The organism is Pseudomonas sp. FP453 (genome assembly GCF_030687495.1).
In the GTDB taxonomy this organism is placed as follows: domain Bacteria; phylum Pseudomonadota; class Gammaproteobacteria; order Pseudomonadales; family Pseudomonadaceae; genus Aquipseudomonas.
In genome coordinates this window covers 2,191,483-2,213,208 of record NZ_CP117435.1, presented here as the reverse complement: position 1 = coordinate 2,213,208, position 21,726 = coordinate 2,191,483, and the positions used below count along the sequence as shown (strand labels likewise).

Below are 21,726 nucleotides of genomic sequence, written 5' to 3'. Positions count from 1 at the left end.
CCGACAGTGGAACAACAATAAATAATCACTGTGAGGGCTACCCGATGTCAGAACATGCTCAACCCCTGGGCTCGGTCATAGACGCGAGCACCAACAACGACTCAAAGAAAGTCATCTTCGCCTCGTCCCTGGGGACGGTGTTCGAGTGGTATGACTTTTTCCTCTACGGCGCGCTGGCGGCGGTTATCAGCAAGCAGTTCTTTGCCGGGGTCAACGACACCACGGCGTTTATCTTTGCCTTGATGGCCTTTGCGGCCGGCTTTGTGGTGCGGCCCTTCGGTGCGCTGGTGTTCGGCCGCCTGGGCGACATGATCGGGCGCAAGTACACCTTCCTGGTGACCATCATCCTCATGGGCGTGGCGACGTTTTGCGTGGGGCTGTTGCCGACCTACGCCAGCATCGGCATCGCGGCACCGATCATCCTCATCGTGCTGCGCATGCTCCAGGGCCTGGCGCTGGGCGGCGAATACGGCGGCGCGGCGACCTATGTGGCCGAGCATGCACCGGCGGGCAAGCGTGGTTTTCATACCAGCTGGATTCAATCCACCGCGACCATCGGCCTGCTGCTGTCGCTGTTGGTGGTGCTGGCGTGCCGTTACTTCACTGGCGACCAGTTCGAAGTATGGGGCTGGCGTATTCCGTTCCTGTTCTCCATCGTGCTGCTGGGCATTTCCACCTGGATCCGCATGAGCCTGCACGAGTCGCCGGCCTTCCTGAAAATGAAAGAGGAAGGCAAGGCGAGCAAGGCGCCGATCAGTGAGTCGTTCGGCAACTGGGACAACCTCAAGGTGGTGCTGATCGCGCTGTTCAGCATCAACGGCGGGCAAGCGGTGACCTTTTACGCGGCGCAGTTCTATGTGCTGTTCTTCCTCACCCAGTTCCTCAAGATGGACCCGGCCCTGGCCAACATGTTGCTGATTATCAGCGTGGTGATTGGCGCGCCGTTCTTTATCTTCTTTGGCTGGCTGTCGGACAAGGTCGGGCGCAAGCCGGTGCTGATGCTCGGCCTGCTGCTGGCCACCGTGCTGTACTTCCCGATCTTCAAGAGCCTGGCGCACTACACCAACCCGGCGATGGACCAGGCCAGCCAACAGGCGCCGATCACCGTGCTGGCCGACCCGGCCACCTGCACCTTCCAGTTCGACCCGGTGGGCAAGGCGAAATTTGACAGCCCATGCGACAAGGTCAAGACCTTCCTGGTCAAGCAGGGCCTGCCCTACAGCAGCGCCGCCGCCCCGGCCGGCAGCCCGGTGCAGGTGAGCGTGGGCGAAGTGCGTATCGACGGTTTTGACGAAGCGGCCCTGCGCGGCGCCGTGACCCTGGCCGGCTACCCGAGTTCGGCGGACGTGGCCCAGGTCAACAAAACCATGGTGGTGGTGCTGATCGTCGCGCTGATCCTGATCGCGGCCATGTGCTACGGCCCGCTGGCGGCGCTGATGGTGGAACTGTTCCCGACGCGTATCCGCTACACCTCGATGTCCCTGCCGTATCACATCGGCAACGGCTGGTTTGGCGGGTTCCTGCCGACGGTGTCGTTTGCGTTGGTGGTGTACACCGGGGATATTTTCTACGGCCTGTGGTACCCGGTGGTGGTGACGGGGGTGAGCCTGGTGGTGGGGATGATCTGCCTGAAGGAAACCCGGCACGTGGATATCGATAACAACTGATCTTCCACCCCTGAAGATCCCTTGTGGGAGCGGGCTTGCCCGCGATTGCGGTGTGTCAGTCGATAGATTCGGCACAGACAGGACGCCATCGCGGGCAAGCCCGCTCCCACATTTTGTTTTGCGCCGCTCACACAAATTGCTGTACATCCATACAGATAATGGTTGATCAATGCTCGCTGACTGAGCATCCTGCACAGCATCAACCCGATCTGATGTGATGACCATGCGGCTGTACCTCTGTGAAAAACCCTCCCAGGCCAAGGACATCGCGGCCGTGCTCGGTGCCAGTCGCCGGGGCGACGGCTGCTGGCTGGGCAATGGGGTCACAGTCACCTGGTGCATCGGCCACCTGCTGGAAACCGCCCCGCCCGACGCCTACGACGCCAAGTACAAGCGCTGGGTGCTGGCCGACCTGCCGATCGTCCCGGAAAAATGGAAGATGCGGGTCAAGCCCAAGACCGCCAGCCAATATAAGGCGGTCAAGCGCCTGCTGGGGGAAGCCCAGGAACTGGTGATCGCCACCGACGCCGACCGCGAAGGCGAGATGATTGCCCGCGAACTGGTGGAACACTGCCGTTATCGTGGGCCGATCCAGCGCTTGTGGCTGTCGGCGCTGGACGATGCGTCCATTCGCAAGGCCCTGGCCGCACTCAAGCCCGGCGCCGAAACCTTCAGCCTGTACCACTCGGCCCTTGGCCGTTCCCGCGCCGACTGGCTGATCGGCATGAACATGAGCCGCTTGTTCACCCTGCTCGGACGCCAGTCCGGGTATCAAGGCGTGCTGCCCGTGGGCCGCGTGCAAACCCCGACCCTGCGCCTGGTGGTGGACCGCGACCGCAGCATCGCCGATTTCGTCCCGGTGGCGTATTGGGCCATCGACGTCGACTTGCAGCACCAGCACATGACCTTCACCGCCCAATGGCGCGCGGCCGAGGATGGCTGCGATGACCAGGGCCGTTGCCTCAACCCGCAACTGGCGCGGGACGCGGCCGATGCGATGCGCAACGCGGCCAGCGCGCGCCTGGTCAAGCTGCGTACCGAACGCATGCGCGAGGTGGCGCCCCTGCCCTTCGACCTGGGCACCCTGCAGGAAATCTGCTCCAAGAAGCTCGGCCTTGGCGCCCAGGAAACCCTCGACATCGCCCAGTCGTTGTACGAAACCCACAAGGCCATCACCTACCCACGCAGCGACTGCGGCTACCTGCCGGTCAGCCAGCACAGCGACGCGCCGAAGATTCTCGCCGCGCTGGGCCGAGCCGATGCTGCCGTGAACGAGCTGATGCCCCATCTCGACCCGCAACGCCGTTCGCGGGCGTGGAGCGACGCCAAGGTCAGCGCCCACCACGGCATCATCCCCACCGGCGCCGGCAAGGACGCGGGTCAACTCACCGGCAAGCACCGCGCGGTGTACACGTTGATTCGCGCGCGTTACCTGGCGCAGTTCCTGCCCAACCATGAATACGACCGCACCCAGGCGGATTTCGACTGCGCCGGGCACGCGTTGCGCGCGGTGGGCAAGGTGGTGATCGAACCCGGCTGGAAACGCGCCCTGCCCGAAGCCCTGGCGCCGGCCAAGGGCCGCGAAGCCCCTGCACCGCAAGCGTTGCCCACGCTGGTGCAAGGCCAGGAGTATGCGGTGGCCAAGGTCAACCTCAAGGACCTGTGGACCCAACCGCCCAAGCCCTTTACCGAGGGCGACCTGATCAAGGCGATGAAGAACGTCGCCAAACTGGTGGAAGACCCACTGCTCAAGCAAAAGCTCAAGGACACCACGGGCATTGGCACCGAAGCCACCCGCGCCGGGATTATCCAGGGCCTGCTGGACCGTGGTTACCTGGTGAAAAACGGCAAGGCCCTGTCGGCGACGCCTGCGGCATTCAGCCTGATCGACGCTGTGCCCCGCGCCATTGCCGACCCAGGCACCACCGCGATCTGGGAGCAAGCCCTGGACATGGTGCAAAGCGGTGAGATGAGCCTGGAAGAGTTCGTCGCCAAGCAGGCGGCCTGGATGAGCAAGCAGGTGGCGCGCTGCAATGGCCTGCGCATGACCATCACCGGCCCGCCAGGCCAAGGCGCTGCGCCGTGGAAAAAGAAGCGCAAGAGCGCCCCACGCAAGACGGCCGCCAGCCCCCGGCGCGGCAAAAAACCGGCAAATGCCGGGTAAAAGCGGAAAAAAGTCCGGCGAATGACGTTTTTCGACGGGTTTGACGCCGCTTTGGACCTTGCCCTCCCGTGGGCCGTCTAGGATTCTGTAGGGGACCCGCTGACTTCCTAACCACAACACCGGAGTGGCCGCCATGAAAACCGTTGCACAAGTGCTCAAAGCCAAGGACCAGAAGAATCAGGAAGTCCATGTCATCAAACACGACCACACCGTGTTTGAAGCGCTGGTCCGCATGTCGGAGAAAAACGTCGGGGGCCTTGCCGGTCGTCAGGGATGGCGTCGTGGTGGGCATCATCAGCGAACGTGACTATGCACGTAAGATCATGCTCAAGGGGTTGTCGTCGGTCACCACGAAGGTCCACGAGGTGATGAGCTCACCGGTGATCACCGTCGACACCCACAAGAAAGTCGATGAGTGCATGAACATCATGACCGACAGCCACCTGCGCCACCTGCCTGTCGTCGAAGATGGAAAACTGCTGGGCCTGCTGTCCATTGGCGACCTGGTGAAAGAAGCCATTGCCGACCAGGCAGACCTGATCAAGCAACTGGAGCAATACATCCGCGGCGAATAGGGGAACCCATGCTCGACAGCCTGGAACATCAGGACGACCACCTCGACACCCTGCACCGGGCCATGGCCGAACGGCGCTTTCTGGTGCTGACCGGTGCGGGCATCAGCACGCCTTCGGGCATTCCCGATTATCGCAACAGCGAAGGTGTACGCCGGGGCAAGGCGCCGATGATGTACCAGGAATTCCTCGCTACCGCCCAAGCCCGCCGCCGTTATTGGGCGCGGGCGATGCTGGGTTGGCCGAGGGTGCGCATCGCCCAGCCGAACCCCGCCCATCGGGCCCTGGCGACCCTGCAACAACGCCAGCGCATCAGCGGGTTGATCACTCAAAACGTCGACACCCTGCATGACCAGGCCGGCAGCCATGACGTGATCGAGCTGCACGGCAGCCTGCACCGCGTGCTGTGCCTGGACTGCCAGCAGCGCAGCCCGCGCGATGTGATCCAACAACGGATGGAACACGAGAACCCCTACCTGGCCGGCGTCGATGCCGTGCAAGCGCCCGATGGCGATACGTTGCTGGATCCGGCCTTTGAAGAACGCTTCCAGGTCCCCCACTGCCCCCATTGCAACGGTCAACGCTTGAAACCGGATGTGGTGTTCTTCGGCGAGAACGTCGCCCAGGCGACGGCCGCCAAGGCCATGGCGGCGGTGGCGCAGGCCGAGGGGTTGCTGGTGGTCGGTTCATCGCTGATGGCTTATTCGGCGTTTCGCCTGTGCAAGGCGATGGTTGAACAAGGCAAGCCGGTGATTGCCATCAATCTGGGCAAGACACGCGGGGATGAACTGTTGCAGGTAAAGATCGAAGCTTCGTGCGAACGGCTGTTGCCGTTGCTGGTTGAGCGACTGAGCTAGCAACACCTCCCCTCTAAAATATGAGCAAGGCTTGTGTGGGAGCTGGCTTGCCTGCGATAGCGGTGTTTCAGTTACAGATGTATCAACTGGCTGACCGCTATCGCGGGCAAGCCCGCTCCCACAGGGTTTTGCAGTGAATCATTGAGCTGCGAACCCCGACCCGCCACGCCAAAAAATGACGCCCAAGTCACAATTCCACGCATCCCCCCGCCGCCACGGCGATTTATGTAGTGACCAAAAATAATCACTACATAACCGTTGACGTAACCTTTTTGTCCTTGCATTATCGAGACGTCTCCCGGATCGGGAGCGTTGGTAACAAGCGTTTTGAAAGAGCTCGTCTGACCGCCGAGCTGTTTTTTCCGGATGTGCACTGCCCACAAGGCAGATTGATGAAGCTGACCGGCCCGCAAGGATCGGTACAAGGAGCTCAAACGCTGCTTGTCTTCGTTATGAAACCATGGCGTAGCAGTTCATCAGCAAGACTACATGCATCAGGTTCAAGACCCTGCCCGTATTCGGCAGACCGTCGCTGACGCCCGGTTTTCGCAACCGGAGACAACTAAGCAGTTTTAACGAATCAATTGATAGATCGCCAACTGGTCAAGGGGCTTACACATGAATCTGAACAACCAACCAACTATCGACGAATTGGCTGAGATGTTCGCAGCGCAGAAAGACACTCTCGACGACCATATCCTGTGGATTGGCAAATCGGGCGAAGTGCAACTTGACTGCCTGGCGCCCAATACCCAAGAAGCCGAATTTGACCGTAATAACCGTGAACTGGCAGCACGCCTGAAGGTGTACCGCCGGGGCCAGGGTTATGTCGGCAAGAAGGCTGCGGCTGATCGCAACTTTATCGAACAAGTATTCGACACCCTTAACAATGCCTGGGCAGCCGTCAAGGACAGCTCGCAAGTTAAAGTGATTGATCGCTACTACTAGAAAGTAACTTGTACACTCCTGTGGGAGCTGGCTTGCCAGCTCCCACACTTGTTTGTGGTGTATTCAGAAAGTTGGAAAACGCCCCTTCGCCGCCTCATCCCGAAAGATATCAAACAGCACTTGTGCCGCCGCCGACAGTTCATGCCCCGGTTTGGTCAGCACGCCTATCGGGCGCTCGATCACCGGATCGCACAATGTAATGCAATGAGCACCCGCCTCTTCCATCTGCCGCGCGCATAACGCGGGCACGGCGCTGACCCCCAAACCACTCGCCACCATCTTGCCCACCGTCGCCAGTTGATGGCTTTCCAGCGCCACCGGCAACTTCATCTGCAAGGCCCCCAAGTGTTCTTCCAGCATCACGCGCACGGTCGAAGGCCGTTGCAAGGTGATGAAGGGGTGTTCCAGCAGGGTTTTCCAATCGACCTCACTACACTGCGCCAGCGGCGAATCGCCCGGCACCACGGCAATGAAACGGTCCAGATACAGCGGCGTAAACGCCAGTGACGAACCCTCTGACGGCTCGAACGCCACACCCAGCTCCACCTGGCGGTCGCGCACCATCTCCAGCACCTGCTCGTTGATCAAGTCATGCACGGTCACATTCACCTGAGGGTAACGCGCACGGAATATCTTCAGGATCGGCGGCAGCAGGTTGCCGGCAAACGAAGGCATCGCCGCCACCGTCACCCGCCCGCGCTGCAGGGTGAAGCGCTGGCGCAATTCGTCTTCGGCGTTGTCCCAATCGGCAATCAACCGGCGCGCCAGCGGCAACAGGGATTCCCCTTCTGGCGTGAGCGCGACGTTGCGGGTATTGCGACTGAACAGGCGCCCGCCCAGCCCTTCTTCCAGGCCCTTGATGGTCAAGCTCAAGGCCGATTGGGAGAGGTGCAGGCGTTCACAGGCGGCGGCAAAGCTCAGGCTCTGGGCCACGGCGAGAAAGGCGCGCATCTGTTTAACTGTCATGAGGCTGCTCCGGGCGACGACTCAACTATGCTGTTTTTTAAATCAATCAACCTTAAAAAACCACTTAACAAATCAATCCAGCAGCGCAACACTCGGTTCATTGGCTGGCCCACAAACAATAAAAGAGGTGCATATGGCAGGTTTCGATAAACGCGTGGCGTCCTATGAAGAAGCGCTGGCAGGCCTGGAAGACGGCATGACTGTGCTCTCCGGTGGTTTTGGCCTGTGTGGCATTCCAGAAAACCTCATCGCCGAGATCAAGCGCAAAGGCACCCGCGACCTGACCGTGGTTTCCAACAACTGCGGCGTCGACGGTTTTGGCCTGGGCGTGCTGCTGGAACAAAAGCAGATCAGCAAGGTGATCGCATCCTACGTCGGCGAAAACGCGCTGTTCGAAAAACAGCTGCTCAGCGGCGAGATCGAAGTGGTGCTGACCCCCCAAGGCACCCTGGCAGAGAAAATGCGCGCAGGCGGCGCCGGTATCCCGGCCTTCTTCACCGCCACCGGCGTCGGCACGCCCGTTGCCGAGGGCAAGGAAACCCGCGAATTCAAAGGCCGCCCGTACCTGATGGAAGAGTCCATCACCGGCGACTTCGCCATCGTCAAAGGCTGGAAAGCCGACCACTTCGGCAACGTCATCTATCGCCACACCGCCCAGAACTTCAACCCGCTGGCCGCCACCGCCGGCAAGATCACCGTGGTCGAAGTCGAGGAAATCGTCGAACCGGGCGAGCTGGACCCGGCGCAGATCCACACCCCTGGCATCTACGTCGACCGGATCATCTGCGGCACGTTCGAGAAGCGCATCGAACAGCGCACCGTACGCAAATAATCCGCCTCCAGCCCGAACAATAAGGACTCAGAACATGGCTCTTACCCGCGAACAAATGGCTCAACGCGTCGCCCGTGAAATGCAGGACGGTTTCTACGTCAACCTCGGTATTGGCATCCCGACCCTGGTGGCCAACTACATCCCCGACGGCATGGAAGTGATGCTGCAATCGGAAAACGGCCTGCTGGGCATGGGACCGTTTCCGACCGAAGACACCATCGATGCCGACATGATCAACGCCGGCAAACAGACCGTCACCGCGCGCATTGGCGCATCGATCTTCTCCTCCGCCGAGTCCTTCGCGATGATTCGCGGCGGCCACGTCGACCTCACCGTGCTCGGCGCCTTTGAGGTGGACGTACAAGGCAACATTGCCTCGTGGATGATCCCCGGCAAACTGGTCAAGGGCATGGGCGGCGCCATGGACCTGGTGGCCGGCGCAGAAAACATCATCGTGATCATGACCCACGCGTCCAAGGACGGTGAGTCCAAGTTGCTCAGCCAGTGCAGCCTGCCGCTGACCGGCGCGAACTGCATCAAGCGTGTACTCACGGACCTGGCGTACCTGGAAATCGAAAATGGCGCTTTTGTCCTCAAGGAACGCGCACCTGGCGTCAGCGTTGAGGAGATTGTGAGCAAGACCGCCGGTAAACTGATCGTCCCGGACCACGTTCCAGAAATGCACTTCCAGTGAGGACAGATCTCATGCAAGACGTCGTGATTGTTGCTGCCACCCGTACCGCCGTGGGCAGCTTCCAGGGTTCGCTGGCGAATGTTCCGGCACCGGAACTGGGCGCCGCCGTGATCCGTCGCCTGCTGGAGCAAACCGGCCTCGACCCGGCCCTGGTGGATGAAGTGATCCTCGGCCAGGTCCTCACCGCAGGCTCGGGCCAGAACCCGGCCCGCCAGGCTTCGATCCTCGCCGGCCTGCCCCACGCAGTGCCGAGCCTGACCCTCAACAAAGTCTGCGGCTCCGGCCTCAAGGCCCTGCACATGGGCGCCCAGGCCATCCGCTGCGGCGATGCCGAGGTGATCATCGCCGGCGGCATGGAGAACATGAGCCTGGCCCCGTATGTATTGCCCGCCGCGCGCACCGGTTTGCGCATGGGCCACGCCAAGATGATCGACAGCATGATCACCGACGGCCTGTGGGATGCGTTCAACGACTACCACATGGGCATCACCGCCGAGAACCTGGTGGACAAGTACGGCATCAGCCGTGAAGCCCAGGATGCGTTCGCCGCTGCCTCCCAGCAAAAAGCCGCTGCCGCCATTGAGGCCGGGCGTTTCGCCGATGAAATCACCCCGATCCTGATCCCGCAGCGCAAAGGCGACCCCGTGGCCTTCGCCGTGGATGAGCAACCCCGCTCCGGCACCACCGCCGAATCCCTGGGCAAGCTCAAGCCGGCATTCAAGAAAGACGGCAGCGTCACCGCCGGCAACGCCTCCAGCCTCAATGACGGCGCCGCTGCGGTGCTGCTGATGAGCGCCGACAAGGCCAAGGCCCTCGGCCTGCCGGTGCTGGCGCGCATTGCCAGCTACGCCAACGCTGGCGTCGACCCGGCAATCATGGGCATCGGCCCGGTCTCGGCGACGCGTCGCTGCCTGGACAAAGCCGGCTGGAGCCTGGGCGACCTGGACCTGATCGAAGCCAACGAAGCCTTCGCTGCGCAAGCGCTGGCGGTGGGCAAAGAACTGGAATGGGACGCGGACAAGGTCAACGTCAACGGCGGCGCTATTGCCATCGGCCACCCGATTGGCGCCTCAGGCTGCCGCGTGCTGGTGACCCTGCTGCATGAAATGATCAAGCGTGACGCCAAGAAAGGCCTGGCGACGCTGTGCATCGGTGGCGGCCAGGGTGTGGCGCTGGCCCTCGAACGCAGCTGATTGGCAAGAGCACTATTGAAAAGGCCCGGTTCCACGAAAACCGGGCCTTTTCTTTACCCGCTCTATCTGAATAAACACAGTCCAACTGTGGGAGCTGGCTTGCCTGCGATTGCGGTGTGTCAGGCTACAAACCTGTCACTGATGGACCGCTATCGCAGCGATGCGGCGACCCGACAAGCCAGCTCCCACATTTAATCTCTATCGTTCATCAGAGCGGGGCACCGCAAACACCGCATTCGCCCGCACCACCACCTTCTCCCCCACTTGCACACTCACCGTGGCAAACGCCATCTGCCGCCCGCGCTTGTGATGTTCCAACTTCACCACCATCCACTCCCCCACCTGCACAGCCCCCAGGTAGTCCAAGGTCATGCTCGCGGTAATCAGCGGCAGCGGCGGTTCGCTGGAAAAGGCCATCGCATACCCCATGCCGACATCCGCCAAGGTCGCCAACACCCCGCCATGCACGGTGCCACGGCCATTGGCGTGACGATTGTCGGCACGCAGGCCGATCTCCAGTTGCAGGCCTTCACCCCGGCAGTACGCCGGGCCCAACAAGTCGAGCAACGGGCTGCTGCGGGGCAGTGAAACAAAACCTTCGGGGACAGCGATCATGGCGGGTTCTTCCTTGGAGTCAGGCCTGAGGTGTACTCCAGCCCCTCTGCGCCAGCCACCACCATCAGCGCTGCAAATCCTGCACGATGCTTTGCGTTAATCCGCCAGACCCGCTTTAATCGCCGTCCAAATTTCCCCGCACCTCCCAAGGAACCGCAATGCGCCATCTGGACGGCAAAGCCACACCGCTTATTTTGATCTTGCTCGCAGGCCTGACCCTCGCCGGTTGCTCGCCCAAGGATCACTCCCGCGCACGAGCAATCAACGGCGAACAAAGCCAGGCCGGCGCGCAATTGGCCTATGAGCACGAACTGACCCTGGCCCTGCCCGGCGCCCTGCTCGCACCGCGTATGCAGGCCACGCGCGAAGCCTGTGAAACCGCACGCTTTGGCGCCTGTAACATCCTCGGCATCACCGAAGACGGCAACGGTGGCGAGATCATCCTGCGCATCGCGCCCGCCGGGGTGGAGCCGATGGTCGCCATGGCCACGGAAGGCGGCACGCTCGGCCAACGCATCACCACCGCCGAGGACCTGGCCGACGCCGTCGCCGATGTGCGCCGCCGCCAGGATCGTCTGCAAGCCCAGCAACAGCGCCTGGATGAATTGGCCAAGCGCAAGGACATCACCGTCAGCGACTTGATCGCCTTGAGCAAAGAACAAGCCGCCATCGAAAACGAATTGCAGGAACTGGCGCAAGTCTCCGCCAACCAGCAACGCCGCCTCGACACCAACCGCGTGACCCTGAACTTCCGCTCCTCCGACGGCGCAAACCAGCCGTCACGCTTTAGCCGCATGTTCAGCAACCTCGGCGACAACCTGGTGAACGGCACCGCCGACGCCCTGGAACGCGCAAGCTATGTGCTGCCGTTTGTGATTCTGGCATTCCCGGTGGTGTGGTTGTGGGTGTGGTTGTGGCGCCGGTTTATCAAGCGCCGCAGCTGATCAGCGCTTCATGCAGCGCTGATAGCGCTCATCCACGCGCTTGGCAAACCACGCCGTGGTCAGGTTGCGGGTGATCTTCGGGCTCTTGAGCACGATGCCCGGCAGGATTGCCCGTGGCATCGGCTTGCCGGCCGCCTTGTCCGCCAGCGCAAACACGCGTTTGTAGAGGGTGGTGCCTTCAAAGTCCAACTGCTCGCCCTGCTCCAGCTGGCTGCGGATGCTGGGGTTGCGCATATCCAGCTTCGCGCCCAGTGAGCGCACCGCCAGCTCGGTGGTGCCGGGCAGCAACGAGCCGTAGCGAATCAGGTCGCCATCCAGCGCCAGCTCGGTGCCAGAGACGCGGCTGACCGCCGCCTGGAAGGCCGCGTTACGGCTGGCGTACCAGCCCGCGTTGAAGTCGGCGAAGCGGTACAGCGGTTGACCGTAGTTCACCGGGTAGCCGAGCAGGTGAGCGATGCCAAAGTACATGCCGCCACGGCGGGTGAAGACTTCGCGTCGGATCGTGCCATCCACCGTGTAGGGATAACCCCGTGCCTGTTTCTGCGCGAACTCGATGCTGACTTGCATCGGGCCTGCGGTATGCACGGGGTTGAAACCGCCGAACAAGGTGTTGCCCAACGGCACCATGCTGATGAAATCGTCAAATATGCCGCTCAAGTCCTTCTCGGTGCGCGCGGCATTCAGGCGCTCGGCGTAGGACTTGCCGGTGGGCGAACGCAGCTGCAAGGTGGTGCGCACCACCACTGCTGGCACATACACCTTGGCGGCGCGACGCAGCATCTCATCTTGGGCAATCTTGCCCATATTCGGCACGGGTGGGTCGACCTGGTAGGTGGACTCCTGCTCGGTCACCGCCAGTACTGCGCAGATATTCTCGGTGCTCGGGTCGATCTTCTGGGTGTCGAAGGCCGTGTAGATGTCCTGGGCCCAGCCCTTGCGATCCGCCACGGTCGCCGGCAGCAGGCGCACGATCTGCGCCTTCACCTCGGCTGCGTTACGCTCCGGCTGTTGCGGGCCGCGCGCAGTGGAGCAACCGGCCAATACCAGCAAGGGGGTGAGGCACAGGATCAAGCGGCGTAAGGGCATGGGTGCTTCCTTGAATAACGACGGACCGGGCATATCGACCCGCAAGTGTAACCAGGGTTCGCTGACCGGGTGCGCTCGCCAACCCGCGTCTATCGTGACAGGATCTGACATTGACCATTCCTACACGGAGTTTGAATGCCATGCTCAGCCTGAATTTTCTCGTCACTTGCCTGATTGTCGTACTGATTCCCGGCACCGGGGTGATTTTTACCGTGTCCACCGGCCTCACCGCCGGCAAGCGCGCCAGCCTGTTCGCCGCGTTGGGCTGCACTGCCGGGATCATCCCGCACCTGCTGGCCTCGATTCTCGGCCTGTCCGCCTTGCTGCACACCAGTGCGTTGGCGTTCGACCTGCTCAAGTACGCCGGCGTCGCCTACCTGCTGTATGTGGCCTACGCCACCTGGCGCGATCGCTCGGCCTTTGCCGTCAGCGACACGCCCGTGGTCGCCAGTGCCCGCAGCCTGATGCTGCGCGGCCTGCTGATGAACATTCTCAACCCCAAGCTGACGATTTTCTTCCTGGCCTTCCTGCCGCAGTTCGTCGCGCCCGGCAGCACGGCGCCCACCGTGCAGATGCTGGTATTGAGCGGCGTGTTCATGGCGATGACGTTCGCGGTGTTCGTGATGTATGGCCTGCTGGCCAATGTGTTTCGGCGTGCGGTGATCGAGTCACCACGGGTGCAGAACTGGCTGCGGCGCAGTTTTGCGGCTGCCTTTGCGGGGCTGGGGTTGAACCTGGCGTTTGCGCAGCGTTGATCTTGGTGGGGTCTGGCTTATGTGGGAGCCAGCTCCCACACAAACCAGCTCCTACATCTTTAGATCCCCGGCCAAGGCCAGGTCCATCGCGAAGTAGGTGAAAATCAAATCCGCCCCAGCGCGTTTGATCGAGCCGAGGGTTTCGCGCACCACGCGGTCCTCATCAATCGCCCCCGCCTGGGCGCCGAACTTGATCATCGCGTACTCACCGCTCACCTGGTACGCCGCCACCGGCAGGCGCGAGGCTTCGCGGATGTCGCGGATGATGTCGAGGTAGGCCCCGGCCGGCTTGACCATCAGCGCATCCGCGCCTTCCCTGTTCATCCAGCAGCGATTCACGCACGGCTTCGCGGCGGTTCATCGGGTTCATCTGGTAGCTTTTGCGGTCGCCCTTGAGCGCGCTGCCGCCGGCTTCGCGGAACGGGCCGTACAGCGCCGAGGCGAATTTGGTGGAGTAGGCCATGATCGGAATGTGGGTGAAACCGGCATCATCCAGGGCGCGGCGGATCGCCTGGACCTGGCCGTCCATCGCCGCCGACGGTGCGATCACATCGGCACCGGCGCGGGCGGCGGCCACGGCTTGCTTGCCGAGGTTGACCAGGGTCGCGTCGTTATCAACGTGGGCGCCGTGCATCACGCCGCAGTGGCCGTGGTCGGTGTATTCACAGAAGCAGGTGTCGGACATCACGATCATGTCCGGCACGGCGTCCTTGATGATCGAGGACATGCGCGAAACCAGGCCACGTTCCTTCCAGGTGTCGCTGCCGCTGGCGTCCAGGTGGTGGGACACGCCAAAGGTCATCACCGACTTGATGCCGGCGCGGGCGTAACGCTCGATCTCGGCGGCCAGTTTCTTCTCCGGGATACGCTGCACGCCCGGCATGCTGGTAATCGGCACGAAGTCGTCGATTTCTTCTTCGACAAAGATCGGCAGTACCAGGTCGTTAAGGGTGAACTCGGTTTCCTGGAACAAGCCACGCAACTCCGGGGAGCGGCGCAGGCGGCGTGGGCGGGCTTGGGGGAACTGGCTGGTCATGGCGGTCCTGAAATAGGGGTAAAAACTTTGGGGCGAAAGCTTATGCCCACCGGCATAGGCAACACAAACGCCGAGGGCCCAACAGTGTATTGCGAGGCCCGCAACAATTCATTGATCTAGAGCTGTAGACGCCCTTCAATGCACACCGCGACCGCGCCGCCCACCCAGACATCATCGCCCTGGCGCTCGACGCGAATGCGCCCCGCACGGCCCAAGGCCGTGCCCTGGCTGACCACATAGCGCTCAGGCGCCAAGCCTTCGCCCAACAGCCATTGGGCGATACCGGCATTCAAGCTGCCGGTGGCCGGGTCTTCGGGGGCGCCGTCTCCGGCGATGAAGCCGCGTACTTCAAACTGCGTATCCACCGCGTCGCGCACGGGGTCGCAGGGGGCGATCACGCCAACAGCCAGGCCGAGCAATTGCCCATAGTCCGGCTGCAGGCCCAGAACCTGATCACGATCGGCCAGCATCAGCGCCAGCCACCCCGCGCCATTGTCCACCCATTGGCTGCGCACAACGTCTGCGGCGCTCAAGCCCAACCCCTGACAGACACGCGCCAGCACGGGCGCCTCCACCGGACCTGCGCGCAATAATGGCGGCGCAATAAACGCCAGTTCATCGCCCTGGCGGCGCACGCGCACCAGGCCGATTTCGCACTCCTGGATGATGTCCTCGCCCTTGGGTACACCGCCTGCCTGCAGCCACGCATGGCATGAGCCCAGCGTCGGGTGCCCGGCGAACGGCAGTTCCTGCACGGTGGTAAAAATTCGCACCCGGTAGTCAGCACGGGGATCACGGGGTGTCAGCAAAAATGTGGTTTCACTGAGGTTGGTCCAGTTGGCGAAATCGGCCATCTGCTGGTCCGTCAGGCTGTCAGCGCCCAACACCACCGCCAGGGGGTTGCCCTTGAGCGCGACGCTGCTGAAGACATCCAGTTGTTTGAAAGCAAAGGTCGGCATGGGTCAGCTCGGAATATTCAGGCCACGGATCACCGCCGGCCGGGCGACAAAGCCATCCAGCGCGCGCAGCACATTAGGGAAATCGGCGATGCCCACCAGGTCGCCAGACTCGTAGAAGCCGATCAGGTTGCGAATCCATGGAAAGGTGGCGATGTCGGCGATGCTGTAATCGTCGCCCATGATCCAGGTGCGGCCCAGCAGGCGTTTTTCCAGCACGCCCAGCAAGCGCCGGGACTCAGCGGCGTAGCGGTCGCGGGGGCGCTTGTCCTCGTAGTCCTTGCCGGCGAACTTATTGAAGAAGCCCAACTGGCCAAACATCGGGCCGATACCGCCCATCTGGAACATCAGCCATTGCAGGGTTTCGTAGCGGGTGGCCGGGTCTTCGGCGAGCAACTGGCTGGTTTTCTCCGCCAGGTAGATCAGGATCGCGCCAGACTCGAACAGCGCCAGCGGCACGCCACCGGGGCCATCCGGGTCGATGATCGCAGGGATCTTGTTGTTGGGGTTCAGGGACAGGAACTCGGGGGACAACTGGTCCTGGGTCTCGAAGCTGACCTTGTGCGCCTCGTAGGGCAAGCCCAGCTCTTCGAGCATGATTGAGACTTTTACCCCGTTGGGCGTGGGCAGCGAGTACAGTTGCAAGCGCTCGGGATGGTGCGCGGGCCATTTGCTATTAATCGGGAAGGCAGCGAGTGGGTTCATCGGGAAATCCCCTGAGCAGAAAGGCCACATGATAGTCATCTGCCCGGTGTCCTGCATGGGTCATCAATGCGCAACATCCGCGACTTATTATCCCGCGTGGGCGAACCAATACGCCCTTGGGCACTCTTAAGTGCGCTTTGACGGTGAATGGAGGCACCTTGCTATAACGACAGGAAAACCGCAGGACGCCCTGGGCGTCACTGGGGCCGGGCATGTCGACCCTCACCCGATGCACTGAAGACTCTAGACCAATGACAATCAAGCCTCCGTGCCTTGCGCAACGCCTGAAACGCTATTCATACATCATGTTGCCGCTGTTGCTGGTGGGCGGCGCCATCGGCCTGACCCTGGAGTCGCGCACCAGCCGTGCCGAACAGGCCGACGGCGTACAAACCCTGGTATTCCTGCGCCACGGCGAAAAACCCGCCGGCGGCCTGGGCCAACTCAATTGCCAGGGCCTGAACCGGGCGATGAACCTCGCCACGGTGCTGCCGGAAAAATTCGGCAAGGCCAACTTTGTGTTCGCCGCCAACCCGACGCGTAATGTCGAGGAAGGTGAGTTCGACAACTCCTACAGCTACATTCGCCCACTGATGACCATCAGCCCCAGCGCCATCAAGCTCGGCCTGCCGGTGAACATCAAGTTTTCGGCGAACGACACCAGCGCCCTCGCCGACGAGCTGGTGGAGGACAAGTACCACAACTCCATCATCTACACCGCGTGGTCCCACGGTTATCTGCCGGAGTTGATCAACAAGGTGGCGAGTGAGGCGGTCGGCGAAAAGCACACCATCACCGACGACTGGTCCGGCAGCGACTACGACACCCTGTATGTGCTGACACTGACCTGGCATAACGGCAAGGCGTCGTTGCTGAGCCGCAACTACAAGCAAGGTTTGAACAACGGCGAAGAGTCCTGCCCGGAACCGACGCAGGTCAGCGCCGAATCCTGAGCACAAAAAAGGCCGGCTGCACTCTTGGGAGTGCAGCCGGCCTTTGTGTTCCTGCGGTTACTGCCGGGCAGCGAGCAAACGCTTATGGCGATTGCGCCGCGCGATGTTCAAGCACTCGATCGCCGCCGAGAACGCCATGGCCGCATACACGTAGCCTTTCGGTACATGGGCGCCGAAGCCTTCGGCGATCAACGTCATGCCGATCATGATCAGGAAGCCCAGGGCCAGCATCACCACGGTCGGGTTGTCGTTGATGAACTTGGCCAGCGGTTCAGCCGCCACCAGCATCACGATCACCGAAGTCACCACGGCAATGATCATGATCGGCAAGTGCTCGGTCATGCCCACGGCGGTAATGATGCTGTCGATGGAGAACACCAGGTCCAGCAACAGGATCTGCCCGATGGCCGCCGCGAAGCCGATGGCTACCGTGTTGCCGACGCTGGCCTTCTCTTCGGGCTCCGGGTCCATGCTGTGATGGATCTCGGTGGTGGCCTTCCAGACCAGGAACAGGCCGCCGGCGATCAGGATCATGTCCTTCCACGAAAACGCCTGGCCGAACACTTCGAACACCGGCGCGGTGAGTTGCACGATGAACGCAATGGTGCTCAACAGGCCCAGGCGCAACACCAGCGCCATGCTGATGCCGATGCGCCGCGCCTTGGCCCGGTGCTGCTCGGGCAGCTTGTTGGTGAGGATCGAGATGAAGATCAGGTTATCGATGCCCAGCACGATTTCCATGACGATCAAGGTCGCCAGGGCAACCCAGGCGGTGGGGCTGGCGGCCAGTTGTAAAAGGTAATCCATAGGTCAGTCCTGACGTTGTGCTGGGGAATTAGGTTTCTTTGGTGTCGGAAGCTTCTTTAGCTTCATCTTCTTGCTTCTCAGGCTTGATCAGCCCTTGAGTCGCTTCACTCAACGCCTGCTCGGCGGCTTTGTGGGTGTCGTCGATCGCTTGCTTGGCCGATTCGGTGGCCTTGCCCAACACCTGCTGCGCGCTTTTTTCGACCTGGTCACAACCGCTGACCACTACCAATGAAAGCGCAAGCAACGCTGCCGTGCCCAGGGAATTGAGTTTCATGATGTATTCCTCGTTAGAACCATTGGGTCCAAGTAGTGGCCCCGCGATAGCGAGGCATTCTATGCAGGTGAACAGTTCAGGAAAATTCGTATTTTTCTCGCGTATACTTCGGTTTTTACGAAGTGAAGGTAAGCATGCTCAATTACCGACAACTGCATTACTTCTGGGTCGTGGCCAAGACCGGCAGCATTGTGCGCGCCTGCGAGCAACTGAACCTCACGCCCCAGACCATCAGCGGGCAGATCAGCCTGCTGGAGCAGACCTTTGGTATCGCGCTGTTTCAGCGGGTCGGCCGCCAGTTGGAACTGACCGAGGCCGGGCGCCAGGCCCTGCCCTACGCCGAACAGATGTTCCAGACCGGCAATGAATTGGAAGCGATGCTGCGCGCGCAGCCCAATGAACAACAGATCGTGTTTCGCGTCGGGGTGGCGGATGTGGTACCCAAATCCATCGTCTACCGGCTGATCGCGCCGACCATGGAACTGAGCGAGCCGATCCGCATCACCTGCCGTGAAGACAAACTCGAACGCCTGCTGGCCGACCTGGCGATCCAGCGCCTGGACCTGGTGATCTCCGACAGCCCGATGCCGACGCACCTCGATATCAAGGGCTACAGCCAGAAGCTCGGCGAATGCGGCATCAGTTTTTTCGCCACCCAGGCGCTGGCTGACCGCTATGGCGGCGATTTCCCACAGTGTTTGCAGGGTGCGCCGCTGTTGATTCCGGGCGCGGAGACGGTAGTGCGCAGCCGCTTGCAGCGCTGGTTTGCCGAACAGCAGATCCAACCCAAGATCATTGGCGAGTTCGACGACAGTGCGTTGATGCAGGCATTCGGCCAATCCGGCAGCGGGATCTTTATCGCCCCCAGCGTGATTGCCGATGAAGTGGTGCGCCAGTACGGCGTGGCGCTGATCGGCCAGACCACGGCGGTGACCGAGTCGTTCTACGCGATCTCGGTGGAGCGCAAGGTCAAGCACCCCCGGCATCGTGGCGATTACCGAAGGGGCACGGCGGGAGTTGTTCACCGCCCTGCCCTGACGCCTCAGGCGCTGGCTGCGACCGGCTGCTTGGCAGTCATCAGCCACAGTGCCAGCAGGATCGACACCAGGATAAACCCGGACGCCGCAAACCCCAGGCTGCCCAGGCCGAAGGTGTCGATCACATGCCCACCGACCAGCGCGCCCAGGCCAATCCCCAGGTTGGCCCCGGCGATGTTCAGGGACGCGGCAAACGCCGGCGCATGGGGTGCGGCTTTCATCAGGCGCACATGGCTGACCAGGAACATCGCCGCCTGGGTCACGCCCCACACCGCCATCGCGGCGGCCAGGCCAATGGTGGAGTGAATCGCCGGCACCAGCGCCACCATGCCTGCAATCATGAAACCGCAGAACACCATGGACGCGATCAGCGGATGGCGATCCACCGCGCGACCGCCCAACGAATTACCCAGCAAGCCGACCGCACCGAAGCCCATCAGGCACCAGCCCACCAGCGTGCCGTCAAAGCCGGCCAGGCGCTCGAGGATGTCCGCGAGGTAGGTGTACGCGGTGAACATGCCGCTGAACACCAGGATCGACAACAGGATATGGCCCTGCATCAGCGGGTTGCGCAGGATCTTGAACTGCGAGCGCAGCGACACCTGGTCGTTTTTCGGCTGGGTCACCGGCAGGTAGATAAACAACAGCAACGCCTTGGCTAGCGCCACGACCGCGAGGATGGCAAACGCGCTGCGCCAGCCGAACATATCCGAGATCAGCGTGCCCACCGGGATGCCGAACACCGTGGCGCAGACGATGCCGAAGCCAATCTTCTCGATGGCGCGCCCGGCGAATTCCGGGCCGACGATATCCACCGCCGTTTCACTGGCCAGGGCCCAGAACACCGGCAAGCCCAGCGCCGGAATCAACCGCGCCAGGGCCATCACCCAGATATTCGGTGCCAGCGCGGCCACGGTATTGGCCACGCCGAACAGGATCAGGATGCTGATAAACAGGCGCTTGCGTGGGAAACGTGCGCAGTAGGCGGTGAGAAACGGCCCGAATGCCGCGACGGTAAACGCGAACAAGGTCACCAGCAGCCCGGCCTGGGACACGCTGACATGCAGGTCCCGGGCGATGGACGGCAGCAGGCCGACGATGATGAATTCCGTAGTCAGCACGGTAAAACCGGCGGCCGACAGCAGCAGGATGGGGAACAGCATGAAAACTCCAGAAACGACGACAGCAACGACAGCCCAATGGGCCCGCTGACAGATAGGAAAGGTGAGAGGCGAGAATCTTAACAGAGTATGTCTGGCTTTGCCGAAACCCTACAGCTGCGGGTGACGGAATGCCGCAGCGCCAGGGAGCTTTCCTACAGCGTGCTAGACTCCGCGCCTGCTTCCTACAGCCCTTTCTGCCTGCACTGCTGCGCCCAACTAAAAAAATCAGAGACAACTGTTTATGACTGCTGCCCCTTCCCTGCTCCAGCGCCTGACACGCGTCAGCCTGGTTACACAAATTGTCATCGGTTTGATCGCCGGCATTCTGCTCGCGCTGTTGGCGCCCCAAGCGGCGCAAGCCACCGGCTTTATCGGCAAAGTGTTTGTCGCCGCGCTCAAGGCCGTGGCGCCAATCCTGGTGTTTGTGCTGGTAATGGCGTCGATCGCCAACCATAAACACGGCCAGGAAACCCACATCAAACCGATTCTGTTCCTCTACCTGCTGGGCACTTTTGCCGCCGCCGTGGTCGCGGTGATTGCCAGCATGTGGTTCCCGTCCTCGCTGGTATTGATCACCCATGACGCCGCCGTCAGCGCCCCCGGCGGGATCGGCGAAGTGTTGCAAAGCCTGCTGTTGAGCGTGGTCGACAACCCGGTCAGCGCGCTGATGAATGCCAACTTTATCGGCATCCTGGCCTGGGCCATCGGCATGGGCATCGCCATTCGCCATGCCGGCGAAACCACGCGCACCGTGCTGGACGACCTGTCCAACGGCGTGACGTTGATCGTACGGGTGGTGATCCGCTTCGCCCCCCTGGGCATTTTCGGCCTGGTCGCCTCGACCCTGGCCACCTCCGGTTTCGGCGCCCTGCTCGGTTATGCGCACCTGCTGGTGGTGCTGATCGGTTGCATGCTGTTTGTGGCGCTGGTGGTCAACCCGGCCATCGTGTTCTGGAAACTGCGCCGCAACCCCTACCCGCTGGTGCTGATGTGCTTGCGCGAAAGCGGCATCACCGCTTTCTTCACCCGCAGTTCGGCGGCGAACATCCCGGTCAACCTGGCGTTGAGCAAGCGCCTGGGCCTGCATGAAGACACCTACTCGGTGTCGATCCCGCTCGGTGCCACCATCAACATGGCCGGCGCCGCCATCACCATCACCGTGCTGACCCTGGCCGCCGTGCACACGCTGGGCATCGCCGTCGACCTGCCGACCGCCGTGCTGCTCAGCGTGGTCGCCGCGATCTGCGCCTGCGGTGCTTCGGGCGTGGCCGGTGGCTCGCTGCTGCTGATCCCGCTGGCGTGCAGCCTGTTTGGCATCCCCAGCGAGATCGCGATGCAGGTGGTTGCGGTCGGTTTCATCATCGGTGTGTTGCAGGACTCGGCGGAGACTGCGCTGAATTCGTCCACCGATGTGCTGTTTACCGCTGCAGCCTGCCTGGGCAAGGAAGAGCAGCCGGCCTGACCTGCGCGCACAAAAAAGCCGGGGCGGTTCTTGAGTGAAC

At 61.9% G+C, this 21,726-nt stretch carries 20 protein-coding genes and 3 pseudogenes; 13 read left to right on the top strand and 10 right to left on the bottom strand.

Annotated elements, in window-relative coordinates:
• The first annotated feature begins 44 nt into the window (after window positions 1-44).
• From PSH87_RS10200 to PSH87_RS10185, 4 genes and pseudogenes are all read left to right on the top strand, one after another.
• Window positions 45-1,667 carry an MFS transporter gene (locus PSH87_RS10200; RefSeq protein ID WP_207041916.1) on the top strand — a complete coding sequence of 541 codons (1,623 nt, stop codon included), beginning with the start codon at window positions 45-47 and terminating at the stop codon, window positions 1,665-1,667.
• Between the two features lie 223 nt (window positions 1,668-1,890).
• Complete coding sequence (locus PSH87_RS10195; protein ID WP_305433410.1) at window positions 1,891-3,831, top strand: DNA topoisomerase III; 1,941 nt, start codon at window positions 1,891-1,893, stop codon at window positions 3,829-3,831.
• Between the two features lie 133 nt (window positions 3,832-3,964).
• A pseudogene (locus tag PSH87_RS10190) lies at window positions 3,965-4,406 on the top strand (CBS domain-containing protein).
• An 8-nt stretch (window positions 4,407-4,414) separates the two neighbouring features.
• On the top strand, window positions 4,415-5,260 hold the full coding sequence (locus PSH87_RS10185) for an NAD-dependent protein deacetylase (RefSeq protein ID WP_305433409.1): 846 nt from the start codon (window positions 4,415-4,417) through the stop codon (window positions 5,258-5,260).
• A 71-nt stretch (window positions 5,261-5,331) separates the two neighbouring features.
• Here the strand turns inward: PSH87_RS10185 and PSH87_RS10180 are convergent, their stop codons facing one another.
• Window positions 5,332-5,544, bottom strand: a complete 213-nt coding sequence (locus tag PSH87_RS10180) for a hypothetical protein (protein WP_305433407.1) — start codon at window positions 5,542-5,544, stop codon at window positions 5,332-5,334.
• 334 nt (window positions 5,545-5,878) lie between these two features.
• Here PSH87_RS10180 and PSH87_RS10175 point away from each other — a divergent pair, with 334 nt between their 5' ends.
• Window positions 5,879-6,208: a hypothetical protein gene (locus PSH87_RS10175; protein WP_017736562.1), complete on the top strand. Its 330-nt coding sequence runs from the start codon at window positions 5,879-5,881 to the stop codon at window positions 6,206-6,208.
• Window positions 6,209-6,271: 63 nt separating this feature from the next.
• Here the strand turns inward: PSH87_RS10175 and PSH87_RS10170 are convergent, their stop codons facing one another.
• Window positions 6,272-7,174 carry a LysR family transcriptional regulator gene (locus PSH87_RS10170; RefSeq protein WP_026136770.1) on the bottom strand — a complete coding sequence of 301 codons (903 nt, stop codon included), beginning with the start codon at window positions 7,172-7,174 and terminating at the stop codon, window positions 6,272-6,274.
• A gap of 133 nt (window positions 7,175-7,307) precedes the next feature.
• On the opposite strand from PSH87_RS10170, the gene PSH87_RS10165 reads away from it, so the two are divergent.
• From PSH87_RS10165 to PSH87_RS10155, 3 genes are read left to right on the top strand one after another with little or no spacing between them, the layout of a single operon-like run.
• Window positions 7,308-8,006, top strand: coding sequence for a CoA transferase subunit A (locus PSH87_RS10165; protein WP_003190329.1), 699 nt, complete (start codon window positions 7,308-7,310; stop codon window positions 8,004-8,006).
• Between the two features lie 34 nt (window positions 8,007-8,040).
• Window positions 8,041-8,700 (top strand): CoA transferase subunit B, encoded by a 660-nt coding sequence (locus PSH87_RS10160; RefSeq protein ID WP_017736560.1) that lies wholly within the window; start codon window positions 8,041-8,043, stop codon window positions 8,698-8,700.
• An 11-nt stretch (window positions 8,701-8,711) separates the two neighbouring features.
• The gene (locus tag PSH87_RS10155; RefSeq protein ID WP_305433404.1) at window positions 8,712-9,893 is read left to right on the top strand and encodes an acetyl-CoA C-acetyltransferase; all 1,182 of its coding nucleotides are present in this window, start codon (window positions 8,712-8,714) and stop codon (window positions 9,891-9,893) included.
• Window positions 9,894-10,091: 198 nt separating this feature from the next.
• Here PSH87_RS10155 and PSH87_RS10150 read toward each other — a convergent pair whose 3' ends face one another.
• Window positions 10,092-10,508: a PaaI family thioesterase gene (locus tag PSH87_RS10150; RefSeq protein ID WP_305433402.1), complete on the bottom strand. Its 417-nt coding sequence runs from the start codon at window positions 10,506-10,508 to the stop codon at window positions 10,092-10,094.
• Between the two features lie 158 nt (window positions 10,509-10,666).
• On the opposite strand from PSH87_RS10150, the gene PSH87_RS10145 reads away from it, so the two are divergent.
• Window positions 10,667-11,452: a DUF4349 domain-containing protein gene (locus PSH87_RS10145; protein WP_305433401.1), complete on the top strand. Its 786-nt coding sequence runs from the start codon at window positions 10,667-10,669 to the stop codon at window positions 11,450-11,452.
• On the opposite strand, the gene PSH87_RS10140 is transcribed toward PSH87_RS10145, so the two are convergent.
• Window positions 11,453-12,538 (bottom strand): DUF1615 domain-containing protein, encoded by a 1,086-nt coding sequence (locus PSH87_RS10140; RefSeq protein ID WP_305433399.1) that lies wholly within the window; start codon window positions 12,536-12,538, stop codon window positions 11,453-11,455.
• A 140-nt stretch (window positions 12,539-12,678) separates the two neighbouring features.
• On the opposite strand from PSH87_RS10140, the gene PSH87_RS10135 reads away from it, so the two are divergent.
• Entirely contained in the window at window positions 12,679-13,293 is a 615-nt protein-coding gene (locus PSH87_RS10135; RefSeq protein WP_124525184.1) for a LysE family translocator, read from the top strand.
• Between the two features lie 51 nt (window positions 13,294-13,344).
• Here the strand turns inward: PSH87_RS10135 and hemB are convergent.
• The 3 genes and pseudogenes from hemB to PSH87_RS10120 all read right to left on the bottom strand — a co-directional run bounded on the left by hemB (window position 13,345) and on the right by PSH87_RS10120 (window position 15,990).
• A pseudogene (gene hemB / locus PSH87_RS10130) lies at window positions 13,345-14,329 on the bottom strand (porphobilinogen synthase).
• A gap of 116 nt (window positions 14,330-14,445) precedes the next feature.
• On the bottom strand, window positions 14,446-15,288 hold the full coding sequence (locus PSH87_RS10125; RefSeq protein ID WP_017736553.1) for a PhzF family phenazine biosynthesis protein: 843 nt from the start codon (window positions 15,286-15,288) through the stop codon (window positions 14,446-14,448).
• Window positions 15,289-15,291: 3 nt separating this feature from the next.
• Entirely contained in the window at window positions 15,292-15,990 is a 699-nt protein-coding gene (locus PSH87_RS10120; protein WP_305433397.1) for a glutathione S-transferase N-terminal domain-containing protein, read from the bottom strand.
• Window positions 15,991-16,241: 251 nt separating this feature from the next.
• Between PSH87_RS10120 and PSH87_RS10115 the strand changes: the two genes are divergently transcribed.
• Window positions 16,242-16,943 (top strand): histidine phosphatase family protein, encoded by a 702-nt coding sequence (locus PSH87_RS10115; RefSeq protein ID WP_305433396.1) that lies wholly within the window; start codon window positions 16,242-16,244, stop codon window positions 16,941-16,943.
• 57 nt (window positions 16,944-17,000) lie between these two features.
• Here PSH87_RS10115 and PSH87_RS10110 read toward each other — a convergent pair whose 3' ends face one another.
• A complete protein-coding gene (locus PSH87_RS10110; protein WP_017736550.1) occupies window positions 17,001-17,750 on the bottom strand; it encodes a TerC family protein in 750 nt (249 codons plus the stop codon).
• A 28-nt stretch (window positions 17,751-17,778) separates the two neighbouring features.
• Window positions 17,779-18,024 carry a hypothetical protein gene (locus tag PSH87_RS10105; RefSeq protein ID WP_305433395.1) on the bottom strand — a complete coding sequence of 82 codons (246 nt, stop codon included), beginning with the start codon at window positions 18,022-18,024 and terminating at the stop codon, window positions 17,779-17,781.
• 134 nt (window positions 18,025-18,158) lie between these two features.
• Here PSH87_RS10105 and nhaR point away from each other — a divergent pair.
• Window positions 18,159-19,062, top strand: a pseudogene (nhaR, locus tag PSH87_RS10100) (transcriptional activator NhaR).
• Window positions 19,063-19,066: 4 nt separating this feature from the next.
• Here nhaR and PSH87_RS10095 read toward each other — a convergent pair.
• Window positions 19,067-20,224 carry an MFS transporter gene (locus tag PSH87_RS10095; RefSeq protein WP_017736547.1) on the bottom strand — a complete coding sequence of 386 codons (1,158 nt, stop codon included), beginning with the start codon at window positions 20,222-20,224 and terminating at the stop codon, window positions 19,067-19,069.
• 241 nt (window positions 20,225-20,465) lie between these two features.
• Between PSH87_RS10095 and sstT the strand changes: the two genes are divergently transcribed.
• Window positions 20,466-21,686, top strand: a complete 1,221-nt coding sequence (gene sstT, locus PSH87_RS10090) for a serine/threonine transporter SstT (RefSeq protein ID WP_017736546.1) — start codon at window positions 20,466-20,468, stop codon at window positions 21,684-21,686.
• Window positions 21,687-21,726: the final 40 nt, after the last annotated feature.